This window comes from Shewanella sp. SW24 (genome assembly GCF_025653395.1).
In the GTDB taxonomy this organism is placed as follows: Bacteria; Pseudomonadota; Gammaproteobacteria; order Enterobacterales; family Shewanellaceae; genus Shewanella; species Shewanella oncorhynchi.
On sequence record NZ_JAKKSH010000018.1, the window covers coordinates 1 to 12,496 of the forward strand.

At 46.2% G+C, this 12,496-nt stretch carries 10 protein-coding genes; 5 read left to right on the plus strand and 5 right to left on the minus strand.

The genetic code is table 11. The features are described 5' to 3' along the window. From L5M17_RS14955 to L5M17_RS14965, 3 genes are all read left to right on the plus strand, one after another. The coding region (locus L5M17_RS14955; protein ID WP_263148328.1) for a transposase at window positions 1-252 on the plus strand (252 nt) is incomplete at its 5' end. A gap of 189 nt (window positions 253-441) precedes the next feature. Then, window positions 442-1,908, plus strand: coding sequence for a DUF3142 domain-containing protein (locus L5M17_RS14960; protein WP_263148329.1), 1,467 nt, complete (start codon window positions 442-444; stop codon window positions 1,906-1,908). Then, the gene (locus L5M17_RS14965; protein WP_263148331.1) at window positions 1,898-4,180 is read left to right on the plus strand and encodes a hypothetical protein; all 2,283 of its coding nucleotides are present in this window, start codon (window positions 1,898-1,900) and stop codon (window positions 4,178-4,180) included. The genes L5M17_RS14960 and L5M17_RS14965 overlap by 11 nt, the downstream gene beginning before the upstream one ends. A 68-nt stretch (window positions 4,181-4,248) precedes the next feature. Here the strand turns inward: L5M17_RS14965 and L5M17_RS14970 are convergent, their stop codons facing one another. The 5 genes from L5M17_RS14970 to L5M17_RS14990 all read right to left on the minus strand — a co-directional run bounded on the left by L5M17_RS14970 (window position 4,249) and on the right by L5M17_RS14990 (window position 8,487). Continuing rightward, complete coding sequence (locus tag L5M17_RS14970; RefSeq protein ID WP_263148333.1) at window positions 4,249-5,202, minus strand: D-2-hydroxyacid dehydrogenase; 954 nt, start codon at window positions 5,200-5,202, stop codon at window positions 4,249-4,251. A 35-nt stretch (window positions 5,203-5,237) separates the two neighbouring features. After that, entirely contained in the window at window positions 5,238-5,870 is a 633-nt protein-coding gene (locus L5M17_RS14975; protein WP_028761520.1) for an outer membrane beta-barrel protein, read from the minus strand. A gap of 41 nt (window positions 5,871-5,911) precedes the next feature. Next, a complete protein-coding gene (gene djlA / locus L5M17_RS14980) occupies window positions 5,912-6,700 on the minus strand; it encodes a co-chaperone DjlA (RefSeq protein WP_113939902.1) in 789 nt (262 codons plus the stop codon). A 69-nt stretch (window positions 6,701-6,769) separates the two neighbouring features. Then, window positions 6,770-7,447: an N-acetylmuramate alpha-1-phosphate uridylyltransferase MurU gene (gene murU, locus L5M17_RS14985; protein WP_263148335.1), complete on the minus strand. Its 678-nt coding sequence runs from the start codon at window positions 7,445-7,447 to the stop codon at window positions 6,770-6,772. Further along, window positions 7,444-8,487 carry an aminoglycoside phosphotransferase family protein gene (locus tag L5M17_RS14990; RefSeq protein WP_263148336.1) on the minus strand — a complete coding sequence of 348 codons (1,044 nt, stop codon included), beginning with the start codon at window positions 8,485-8,487 and terminating at the stop codon, window positions 7,444-7,446. The genes murU and L5M17_RS14990 overlap by 4 nt, the downstream gene beginning before the upstream one ends. A gap of 159 nt (window positions 8,488-8,646) precedes the next feature. Between L5M17_RS14990 and lptD the strand changes: the two genes are divergently transcribed. Both lptD and surA read left to right on the plus strand, forming a co-directional pair. Then, the gene (gene lptD / locus L5M17_RS14995; RefSeq protein WP_263148337.1) at window positions 8,647-10,944 is read left to right on the plus strand and encodes an LPS assembly protein LptD; all 2,298 of its coding nucleotides are present in this window, start codon (window positions 8,647-8,649) and stop codon (window positions 10,942-10,944) included. 242 nt (window positions 10,945-11,186) lie between these two features. Then, window positions 11,187-12,491 carry a peptidylprolyl isomerase SurA gene (gene surA, locus L5M17_RS15000; protein WP_105249993.1) on the plus strand — a complete coding sequence of 435 codons (1,305 nt, stop codon included), beginning with the start codon at window positions 11,187-11,189 and terminating at the stop codon, window positions 12,489-12,491. Window positions 12,492-12,496: the final 5 nt, after the last annotated feature.

Genomic DNA, 12,496 nt, shown 5'->3' on the forward strand with positions numbered 1-12,496 from the left:
AAAGCACTGTCCAGTGAATTGCTGGAGAAAGGCATCACACTGGTGACAAACGTGCGTAAGAATATGAAAGTAAAAGCGATGTCGTTGTGGGATAGAGCGATGCTGTCGAGACGTTTCATCATAGAAACCATCAACGACCAGTTAAAAAACATCTCTCAAATAGAGCACTCTAGACACCGCAGCGTACATGGTTTTATGCTCAACATGATTGCGGGACTCATCGCCTATCAATTGAAAGACAATAAGCCATAACTGAACATCACTAACGCAGAGTTTAATGCTATTACAGTTATGGCTTGTTAAACCGATCTCAGGTTGATTAACAAGGCACCAAAAGGAAAACCAAGCTAGTGGGCATTATCAGAAGTTTGACCGCGATGTATAAGTCGCATTTTTCGGGCATAGTAATGCCTCACTCAAAACGGAATCGATAACTGTAGTATGGGCATAGGCAATCTGGTTAAAAACATGAGCCGAAATCAATGGCTGTTAGGCGCTTTGTTGAGCACAGCCCTCTTCATGAGCGCCTGCCAGCCAGCATCAAACCCCAGTGAAATCACGGCTAGCCCAAATACCAGTGTCGCAGCAAAAGCCGCTGCAGAAGCAACAACGCTTCGAGCGCCACTTTCGCAGCAAGTCTATATCTGGCAGCGCCAATGGCGCCCCGCCAACCAAACGGCCTTAGTGCAAAGCCAAGACGCATTCCAAGGATTACGCATTTTAGCCCTGCAGGCACACCCCAAACCCAATGGTGCCGATATTTGGTTTGAGGTCGCCGTTAACCACACTTGGCTACAGGCCGATCCTAGACCCAAAATCGCTGTGGTTCGCTTAGATGGCCAACTTACTCGACTCAATGATGCTGAGATCATCAGTAAAATCAGCCAAGTACTTAACAGCTGGCAGGCTAAAGGCACTAAAATCGCTGGGGTGGAAATCGACCACGACAGTGCCAACAGTAAACTGCCAGCCTATCGGGATTTTCTTAAAAAGCTTAAAGCGCAGTTACCCGCAGAACTCAAACTCAGCATTACTGCACTGCCCGCTTGGCTCAGTAGCGCCGATTTTCCCGTGTTACTCACCAGTATTGATGAACTGGTGCTACAAATTCACAGCGTAAGCGATCCACGCCTCGGACTATTCGATGCGACTCAAGGTTGGCAGTGGGTGCAGCAACTCTCAAATATCAGCACTGTGCCTTACCTTATTGCGCTCCCCGCCTATGGTTCGGCGGTCATCAGTACAGCTTCAGGTTATAAAGTTGAAAGTGAAACACCGCTGCGCGATCAACTCAAATCAGCCAATGCAGTACAGGAACTGATGGCCGATCCTCTAGTATTACAAGCCTTTGTGCAAAAACTACACACTCAAAAAGATGCCAAACTCAGAGGCATTGTCTGGTTTCGGCTGCCGCTGGAAGGGGATAAAAGGGTTTGGCTACTCAACACCTTAATCGCCGTTGCACAGCAAGGTGAACTTGCCGCCAAGATTGAATTAGTGATCTCAAGCGATAACAAGGCCACAACCCAAACGACATTAGCCGCTGAAAATAAGCCAAAAAATCTGGAAATCCACAAGCCACAGCTATTCCAACTGAGCTTAATGAATCACGGTAATATTGCAGGTGAAATTCCTCCTCTTTTGTCGCTAGCGGGACAAGCTTGCAGCGGGTATGATGCGCAAAATGGCTATAGCGTAATACAAAAAGATGGGCTGTTAACGTGGCAATGGCGAGCTGAGAATACAGCAGCGTTGACACCAACCAAAACAGTTTCACGCACTGCAATCATGCCTATGCCGCAATCAAACAGAGACATTCAAACACACATGCTCAACCCTAGCGGCCAAAAAGTGATAGGCTGGGCACGTTGTGAGTCATTATATTTACAGGGAATTTATGCGCCATAAGCCAAAACTATCGTTTACCATGGCAACACCCAATCGGGCTTTTATGCTTAAAAAGACCACGCTCATTTGTTTAAGCTTATTTTCCCCTATGCTATTGGCCTGCGGCCCCGATTTTCCTTTGCAACTCACTCAGGATAGGCAGAGCAATCTCAGTTATTTACCGCAAACCTCTTTCAGCCAGCAGCTAACCGCCCTCGCCAAGCCTTTACCTTGGCAGTATCAAGATGCACCCGCTGCACAGGAATATCTCTGGGATGAAGTGCGTAGCCGTTATCTTTCACAAACTCGCGCCTTTGAAAACAGCGAGTTAAGTGATGCCCATTTGGCCTTAGTGAACACTTTGCGGGATGCAACGGGTCCCATTGAAGCCGAGCAAATGGCCGCTAAATTAGACAAAGATCTACCACAAGCGCTAACTTGGTACACCTTAGGTGCCGTAGCGTTTGAAGCAAAAGATTATGAGAGGGCGAGTAACTATTTCAGCAAAATCATTAAATTACCACAAAACGAACGCGCATCTCGTAGCCTGTGGGCACTCTATTCGCTGTCGCGTATTGAGCTTATCTTAAGCAAGACTTCGGCTGATCCTGAACATTTTAATCGTGCCAATACTTACCTAACACAATTACAAACCGAAGTCGCACAAGGCGTCGCCGATCCCCTGCGTTTGAGTTTAGCGAGCTTAGGTGAGCAAGCCTATATCCTGCTACACCAAGGCCAGCCGCTCCCGCAATTGACCAATCAAGGGGCAGGTGAAACTGAGTCAGAGCTGCAAATGACTCTCACCCCTGATGCACTGAATAAAGCTATTGAGCTCTATGCCACCCAATCGGTACAGGGCGATAGCGGCGGTTATGATTCCTTATTGATGTTAAGCCGCACTTTGATGGGTAAAGAGATTGCTGAACTTAAGCCGCTGCTGCAACAGGCGAGCGTGCAGCAGTTATTGATTGCCTATTGGCAAAGCAGCACTAATGAATTCGCCTACAATGGCCAGCTTTCAGAAATGGGATTAAAGGTTGCTGAGCTCCTTAAAGTATTTCCAACCGATGGCTTACAGCTCAACCATGGCGATAAATTAGCGGCGATTTATTACCAGTTAGGGGATTATGCCAGTGCTGAGCGCCTATTAACGCTAGCGAAACCGAGCGGCCTCACTTGGTGGCTCAACGCAAAATTAATGCTACAAAAGGGCGATCAAGCAGAAGCGGCCAAGGCCTATGCTCAGGCGGCGCGTCACTTCCCCAAACAATCCGATGAAGCATTGGCTACAGTTGATGCCGAAGAGACTCAGCAGCAAGCCATTAATGCCGATGAAGATAAAGCCACTTACTGCCGTATTCGCGCCGAGCAAGGGGTGTTATCCCTAGAGCGCGGCGAATATGTCGATGCGCTCAATCACTTACTCGCCAGCGGCGACGAATACTGGCAAGACATAGCCTATGTGGCGGAGCGCGTGCTCACCACGGCTGAACTTAAGTTATTTATCGACGAACATGTGCCATTTATCGCCTTCGAATACCCTAAAGATAGCGACTGGTACGATAATATAGAGCCGATTAACAATCGCTTACGCTACTTGCTAGGTCGCAGGCTATTACGCGAAGGCGCGATAGCTGAAGCGCCAGTTTACTTCCCTAATCCTAAACTGAATGCCAGCGCCCTTGCCTACGGCACAGAGTTGAATGCCGCGAAAAAAACAAAAGGCATTGATAGCGCGAAAGCCTATTGGGCTGTTGCCGAACTTGCCCGCCACCAAGGCATGGAACTCTTAGGGTTTGAATTAGCCCCAGATTACACTATTTACCAAGGTGTCTTCGATCTAAGTGATTGGAATGAACCGAGCAAACTGGCTGAGAAAGAACAGCTGCGGATCAGTGCCAGCCAAGCAATCCCCGATAAACGCTTCCATTATCGCTACACGGCAGCAGAACTAGCCAACAAGGCATCGGATCATGTACCCCACAACAGCCAAGCCTATGCAGCGCTACTCTGCCAAGCCACAGGTTGGGTCTTGTATCGAGATCAAGAACTTGCCCTACGTTACTACAAAAAATACGTCGCCAACGGCCCCTTTGTGCCTTGGGCCGAGAACTTTGGTTTGCAGTGTGAAGCGCCCGATTTTGACGGTGCAGTAAAACGAGCGCAGGCGAATGAAATGGCAGAATGGAACGCCCTGTACCACAAGCTGAAAAAGCCCGTCGTATTTGGCGTATTAGCCCTCACAGGCTTATTGGGTGTGTGGTGGATGCGTAGAAGAAAAACTCAATAATAAATAACCATTTACGTCTTTCTCTCTCAACATCGACATGATGAAAAGAGAGAAAGACGCATACCGCTTTACTTGTTCACGCAGTTAATCACTTCACCCTGTAAATAACCGTGCACATTCGCCACTGCGATATTGAGTAGACTTTGTCTTGCTTCCTTCGTCGCCCACGCATTATGCGGGCTGATGCTGATATTAGGCGCATGCAGTAAGGGATTATCTGCAGTGGGCGGCTCGGTCGATAACACATCCACGCCGGCAAATAACTTGCCTTGAGCCAGCGCAGCAGCAAGCGCGGCTTCATCAATTAATCCACCGCGCGCTGTATTAATCAGCAGCGCATTAGGCTTCATCAAGGCGAGGGTTTGTTGATTGATAAATTGCTCAGTTTCTGGTGTTAGCGGGCAATGGAGCGAAATAATATCTGATTCGCTAAGCACAGTATCACGTTGCGCCCACATCACGCCTTGGGGTAAATCCTTGATGATTGAACGAGTATTGACAAGAACTTTCATCCCGAATGCGAGGGCGAGCGTTCCCACCTGCTGACCGATATCGCCATAACCTATTAAGCCTAAAGTCTTGCCTTTTAAAGATTGCAACGGCATTAAAGTAAAACAAAAATCTTGGCAGTTCACCCACTGGCCATCGACCACAGCTTGATGATGGGCGGCCACGGCTTGGGTGTGATGCAGAATATGGGCAAACACCATTTGCGCAACGGCATCAGGCGCATAAGCGGGCACATTAGTGACCACTATACCTTGCGCTTTAGCTGCCGCGATATCGACAACGTTCGTGCCCGTGGCTAATACGCCTATGTATTTGAGACTAGGAAGTTGCGCTAGCGTCTTTGCATTCAAGGGCGTTTTATTGGTGAGAATGACTTCAGCACCTTGGGCTCGCGCGACAATATCAGCGCCACTTGTGCGGGGAAAACACGCAAACTCGCCTAATTCATTTAAGGATTGCCAGCTGAGATCGCCAGGATTTAAGGTTTCACCATCAAGTACGACTATTTTCATGCCACTAAATCTCCTTTTAAGACGATGCGTTAAATCTAAAAACTGACTTTGAGCCCAAGGTTAGCCTGAGCCTGCCACATCACATCCGACGTAATGTGCCATAGGCATTCATCTTCATTGCAAAACAGCGAAGTGTCACTGTTGATAAAAGTCGCATAACCCCGAATATCCGCAAACAGGCCAAAGTGTGGCGTCACTTGATACTCTACCCCGCCACCAATCCCCATGGAGAAACGCGTTTCGCTCGACCAACCGCTAGGCAGCATGCGGGTGATCCCCGCGCTGGCGGTGACATAGGGCTGGATATCGCCACGGGGGAAATATAAAGTGCCACCCAAGTGGATGTAATCTAAATCTAACGAGGTAAGAAAGTCTGGCGTAAACAAGCCGCCACTTTTCAGTTCAGAGGCTTGATGACTATATAAAAGATAAATATTACCGGGATCATTGGTGCCAATACCCACCATCAAACCGTAATGGCTCGACTCCTCGACCTTCACATCGGCCTTATCACCAGTTTGATCTGTGTTGACCTCATATTGATTCACATCAAATTGACCGCCCCCCAGACTATAACCACCAAAAGGAGCGATAAACACCTCGGCCTGTGTAGACATAGCCACAGGTAACAAACTCGCCAACAGCAACAAACGGTAAGTGTTTTTCATAATGAATTCCTTATCTTTTACAAAAACCAATTTTATCAAGGCTAACGCATACCGCGCTCAGACTTGACTCTGTCATAGGCTGCTTGAATATCCTGAGCCTTACGATTAGCGAGCTCCATCATTTCCGGTGGCAACCCTTTCGCCACTAACTTATCGGGATGATGTTCATTCATCAATTTACGGTAAGCCCGTTTAACTTCTTGGTCGCTAGCTTCGTTCGTAATGCCAAGTAAACTGTAGGCATCAGTAATCGATGTTTTATTGCCACTCGATGTTTGATGGAAACGAAACTCCGCCTGCCAGCGTTTAAGTAATTCATCTAACTGCGCTCGACCATAACCTAACTCTTGAGCAATCGTCATCAAGATAGCGTGCTCAGCGGGATCCAATTCACCATCAGACAGTGCTGTTTGGATCTGGATTTCGATGAACATCTGCACTAACTCTTTGCGTCCCATCGTAATAACACGGAAAGCTTGTAAGCTGCTGCGCAGATCAAAATCCGCCGATTTACCCTCACGAAATGCCTGTTGCGCCTCTTTACGGGCTTCCCCCGTTAAACGCATTTGATCCATTAATAAGGTCGCAATGCGAATATCGGTTTCGGTAACATGTCCTGATGCTTTCGCCACATGCCCCATTACTGCAAATGTGGTATTAAAGAAAATGGCTTGGCGATTCTTAGCCTGCCCTAGAATCTGTCGAAAACCCACGCCCGATGCTGCACGCTTATCGTAAAGATGACCGAGCCACAAACCTAGCAGTGCACCAAAAATACGGCCGAACATAAAGCCAATGACAAATCCAAAAAACTTACCCCAAAGCCGCATCTTATTTCCTGATTTCTATTATGTATTTGATGCACTAGCTTAATCCTATGGATATGCCAGCACCGAAATTTACTTGTTACTTTGTAACCTTAGTTCAAGCGCTTGCAATCGTGCAATGGTACCGACATCACACCAAAATCCATTAAACAAGGCACCACTAACTCTGTTTTGAGCCATTTGCGATCTCAACAACGGACCCAGTGCAAAGGCGCCCTGCGGCGTGTCATGAAATAGCGCAGGGTGATAAATGCCCATGCCCGAAAACGTGTACTTAACATCGCCACGCTCCTGCACTTGATGACCATTCAAAGCAAAATCGCCATTTGGATGCTGCTCAGGATTAGGCACTAACCATAAGTGAGCGAGCCTATCCGCTGCCAGTTGCGTGATTGGCGGTAAAGCATCAATAAACACATCACCATTAATCACTAAAAAAGGTTCGTCGCTTCCGTCCTCACACAATAAAAACAAAGCGCGTTTAATACCGCCGCCGGTTTCTAACGCACTCTCTTCAGCGCTATACCGAATGCGCACCCCAAAAGTGCTGCCATCGCCCAGAGCTTCGACTAACTTATGCCCTAGCCAAGCATGGTTGATGACGATATCGACTATGCCTATCGCGGCAAGTTTTTCAATATGATAAACAATCAGTGGCTTACCTAACACTGGCACCATAGGTTTAGGCAAACTGTCCGTTAACGGCCGTAACCTTTCCCCTCGTCCAGCGGCCAAGATCATGGCTTTCATTGCTTAACCTCAGATGAAGACTGACTCACAGTAAACGCAGGTAACACACGACGAGTTAACCAGTGTGCAAATGGCACGAGTTCGGGATACTGCAGCGAGATGTCGACAATATACGTTAATGTCAGTGGAATATCCGCCATATACGCAGGTTTACTATCGCGATAATTTAACCGTGCAAAAATCCCCACAGCCTTAATGTGGCGCTGTAAGCCCATGAGATCAAACCAAGTTTGATATTGCTCAAAAGGAGTCTGTGCGGGAATAAAACTAAGCGCTAATGCTTGCTGATAATGATACCGCATCAAGTCTGCGACTAAAGGCTGCGGCCAACGAATATAACAATCGCGTAGTAGTGATACCGCATCGTAAGTCACGGGACCAACGACAGCATCCTGAAAATCAATCACGCACAGCTTGTCCGCTTGCAGCATAAGATTACGGCTATGGAAATCCCTATGCATTCCCACACTAGGTTGAGATAGCGCATTGCCGACGAGGCGATCAAAAGTATCATTCAGCAATTGCAACTCAGCAGCGTCCAAAGACAAATTAAGATGTGTTCCTAACAGCCACTCAGTAAAGATGTGTAATTCACGGCGCACAAAGGCTTCATCGTAGTTAGGTAATGCCTGAACTAAACCGCTATCAAGATTCTTGCACTCAATCACAGCGGCCACTTGCGGTAATAAATCGAGCGCCTGACGGTAAAACCCTTCCACATTTTGTACCGTCAATACAGATAAGAGTTGGGTATCGCCCAAATCACTCATCAACATAAAACCCAAATCGGCATCGGCGTGGATTACTTTTGGAACTGTCAGTCCCACGGCTGAATAAGCATTCGACAGTGCAATAAAGGGGGCGATAGGCACTAACTGAGGCGGTGAATCGGCGGCGATAAAGGTGGCATCGGGCATCGAAATCCGAAAGTAACGCCTAAAACTTGCGTCTCCGGAAATCAACACAGGCATCACCTCACAGGAAAAATAAGCATTCAGCCACTGATTAAGGGAAAGAAATCTCGGATCGGATAAAGTCATTTCATGGCTCTTAAAGAAAAATTGCTTTATTATAGCTGGCATAGAATTTGGAAACAGCTAAGAAATTGAGAGATTTATTAAGCGATGTTGCGTTTGTCAATTGCAACTTTCCCCATCCATACTTGTCCAGAATAAGAAATCATAATTACTGACCTAAAGATGCAGATCCGATACCTTCTGGCCCTGAGCCTGTTACCGCAATTAGTCCTGGCAGACGACTCTCTAACCGCTTCGGCATCCCAATGCTTAATCGAACCGCCAGTACCCCGTATCGTATCTCAAACCCAAGGGATGAGTGCGGCTGAACTCAACAAAATTCGTATTGCGTCTGATAACACCAATGCCGAAATGGGGAAGCAGGCGATTTTCCGTGGCGATGTGGTTTTTAGCCAAGGCGATAGGCACATAGCAGCCGATGAGGCGATTTTAGATCAAGCTACTGAACAGTTTGATGCCAATGGTAATTTAGTCTTTCAAGACAGTAACTTCACCGTTACAGCCGAATCCTTACAAGCTCAAATGCGGACAAACCGTGCCACCCTTAAAGGCGCACAATATTGGATCCATGGCCAACAAGTTCACGGTGATGCCGAAAAACTGCAAATTACTATCAATAACAATTTAATTTTAACGAATACCAACTTCACTACTTGCCCTCCTGACAATGTGTCTTGGCTACTCGAGGCCGAAAAGATCAAGATCAACAGTGAAGAAGAATGGGGCGAAATTTGGAATGCCAAACTAAGAATTGGCGGTGTACCTGTATTCTATATTCCCTACATGACAGTCCCCGTTTCAGACAAACGTAAATCTGGCTTTCTCTACCCTAGTTTTAGCACTAGTACTACTGATGGTGTCGAAATTTCCGCACCCTATTATTGGAATATTGCCCCAGAGTACGATTTAACATTTACACCTAGCTATATGTCAAACCGTGGTTTATTCACTAAAACAGAGTTTGGTTATCTGGCGGGTGAGGCCCAAAATGGCCGAGTCAATTTAGAATATCTAGGCAATGACCAATTGATCGATGGTAGCCCGAATCGCTACTTATATAACTGGCAGCATCAAGGGGCGATCGACAAAAATTGGCGTGTATTAGCGAATTTTACCGATGTATCAGATAACAACTATTTCAATGACTTAAAGTCAGATGTTAACCGTGCAACCGATAACCAGTTATCACGCATAGGTGAAATCAGCTACTTCGAAAGTAACTGGGATCTAAGCACCCGAGTACAAGATATTAAAGTACTGGGTGAGGATGAAAAACCATATCAAGTCATGCCTCAGGTTAACTTTAACTATCGCGCTGCTGATTTTTGGAACAATTTAGATTTTGGTTTCAATTCGGAGCTAACGAATTTTGCCCATCAGGACAACAATGTTAATACGGCGACTCGTTTGTACATGTCACCAAGCGTAACTCTGCCAATACATGGGCCTTCAGGCTCGCTCACCAGTCAAGTTAAGTTGATGCAGACCAATTATTGGCAGCATAACGAAGATCCAGACATAGTTGTTGACGACACAGTGAATCGCACCATCCCGCAGGTACGGATTAATGGTCAAATCAACTTCGAACGTTTTACTGAGCTTTTCGATCAAAACTACCGCCAAACGCTCGAGCCACAATTTCAATATCTTTATGTCGGCTACGAAGATCAACGCAACATAGGCATTTATGATACGGCTCAATTACAGGACGACTACTTTGGTCTATTCCGTGATCGTCGCTTCTCGGGTCTGGATAGGATTTCCGATGCAAATCAAGTCACTCTAGGTGTTACTACACGCCTGTTTGATAGTCACAACCAAGAAGCCACTAAATTCAGTCTAGGACAAATTTTTTATCTGCAAGACAGTAAAGTCGGTTACGAAGACAGTATTTTTGAGTCAAATCAATCAACTTCAGTACTTGCTGCAGAGTTAGATACCCGCTTGTCCCATGATTGGTATATGGGGGCTGCGATTCAGTACGATACCAACACCAGTGACAATAAAAAATCTGAAGTCACCTTAGATTTCAGACCTGAAGCGAATAAATTGCTGCAATTTAGCTATCGCTATGTCCCAGATTTATTGAACTCAAATACCAATGATACAGTGAACATCTCCCAAGCGGGCGTTCGTGGCGCTTGGCCAATCAATGACGACCTCTACTTTGTTGGTAATTGGTATTATGACCTTAACGAAAGCCGCAGTATTGAAACTTACACAGGTATCCAGTACGAATCATGCTGTTACGCAGTAAGACTTAGTTATCATTACCGCATTAAAACCAACTATGACGACAACATAGGTTCTGCCACAATTGATCCTCGTGAGCAGTTTGATAGTGGTGTCTACCTGAACTTAATCATTAAGGGACTCGGTGGTTCTGGCCCATTAGGCGTATCCGATATGCTCAATGACGGCCTGTTTAACTACAGAAAACCGCTTTATCTGAGGAATTAGCAAAGAATTGTGATAGATTGCTGAACCTCAACAAGGACTCAGAGTCCAAACAGATTAATGAGTGCTTTACCGTTCACCTTTTGCTAAAGCGAATAAAAACGGATCTTAAGGTCTAACCTTGCACTCAAATGCGTCGCCAAAAAATTACATTAGGGCAACTCACTGTAATTTCGATATAAATGGTAAAGTTATTTCAATTAAGCCGTCGAACCTGACCTTAGAACGTGCCAAGGATTTTGTGGATGAAACCCAGTAAACATCTGATTTTTGCTTTATTTGCACTCGCGATCAGCCAACCTACATTGGCCGCCCCCCAGCCGCTAGACCGCGTTGCAGTCCAAATTAACGATGGCATAGTGCTCGAAAGTGAAATCACTAACATGATTGACACTGTTAAAGCGAATGCCAAAGCAGCAAACCAATCGTTACCTTCTGACAGTGCCCTGCGCACTCAGGTGATTGAGCGTTTAATCTTAACTCGCCTACAATTGCAAATGGCCAGTCGTATAGGGCTGAATATTGGAGACTTACAACTAGACCAAGCGATTGAAAACATCGCACGCGAACAAAAAATGTCTGTCGCACAGATGCAACAAAAAATTGAAAGCGAAGGTTTAAGTTTCAGCCAATACCGAGAACAATTGCGCGAAGAAATCACTCTAGGTGAAATTCAACGTATTCAAGTACAACGCCGCATTCAAGTATCACCACAGGAAATTACTAGCCTAGTCAAACTCATCCAAGAACAAGGGATGAAAGATGTGGAATACCAAATTGGCCATATCCTGATTGACGTGCCTAATAACCCCACCAGTGAACAACTCGAAGCATCAAGCAAACGCGCCAATATCGTATTAGAACGTTTGAAGAGTGGTGAGGATTTCCGTCGTACCGCTATCGCTTCTTCTTCAGGTCCTAAGGCACTCGAAGGCGGTATTTGGGATTATATGAACATCAACGAAATGCCAACTCTGTTCGCCGAAGTGATTAACGGTGCGAAAATGGGTGACATTATCGGCCCGATTAAGAGTGGTGCAGGTTTCCATATTATTAAGATCATGGATGCTCGCGGCCTACAAACCAAAGAAATTGAAGAAGTTAGAGCGCGCCACATTTTGCTCAAGCCATCGCCGATCCTGTCAGAAGACCGCGCTAAAGCCATGCTTGAGCAATTCCTGAAACAAATCCGCTCAGGTGAAGCTAAGTTTGAAGACCTAGCGCGTCAGTACTCAGAAGATCCTGGTTCGGCCACAAAAGGTGGTGAATTAGGTTGGGCAGAACCAAGCATTTACGTACCTGAGTTTGCTCAAACGCTCAATAGTTTGAAAAACGACCAAATTAGTGAGCCATTCCGTACGACTCACGGTTGGCATATCACTCAATTAGAAGAACGCAGAAAAACCGACGCCACAGATCAGTTCAATAGCAACCGTGCGCACCAGTTGATCTTCCGTCGCAAATTTAACGAAGAACTGCAAAACTGGCTAGACGAAATGCGTTCAGACGCATACATTGAAATCTTCCAGCCAGAGACCAATCGAGGTTAATTCTA

Bases quoted from the DNA above. Each gene is read 5' to 3' on its own strand.
- djlA (WP_113939902.1), bottom strand. From the start codon at position 6,700: ATGCGGCTTTGGGGTAAGTTTTTTGGATTTGTCATTGGCTTTATGTTC.
- murU (WP_263148335.1), bottom strand. From the start codon at position 7,447: ATGAAAGCCATGATCTTGGCCGCTGGACGAGGGGAAAGGTTACGGCCG.
- L5M17_RS14960 (WP_263148329.1), top strand. From the start codon at position 442: ATGGGCATAGGCAATCTGGTTAAAAACATGAGCCGAAATCAATGGCTG.
- L5M17_RS14970 (WP_263148333.1), bottom strand. From the start codon at position 5,202: ATGAAAATAGTCGTACTTGATGGTGAAACCTTAAATCCTGGCGATCTC.
- lptD (WP_263148337.1), top strand. From the start codon at position 8,647: ATGCAGATCCGATACCTTCTGGCCCTGAGCCTGTTACCGCAATTAGTC.
- L5M17_RS14990 (WP_263148336.1), bottom strand. From the start codon at position 8,487: ATGACTTTATCCGATCCGAGATTTCTTTCCCTTAATCAGTGGCTGAAT.
- L5M17_RS14965 (WP_263148331.1), top strand. From the start codon at position 1,898: ATGCGCCATAAGCCAAAACTATCGTTTACCATGGCAACACCCAATCGG.
- surA (WP_105249993.1), top strand. From the start codon at position 11,187: ATGAAACCCAGTAAACATCTGATTTTTGCTTTATTTGCACTCGCGATC.
- L5M17_RS14975 (WP_028761520.1), bottom strand. From the start codon at position 5,870: ATGAAAAACACTTACCGTTTGTTGCTGTTGGCGAGTTTGTTACCTGTG.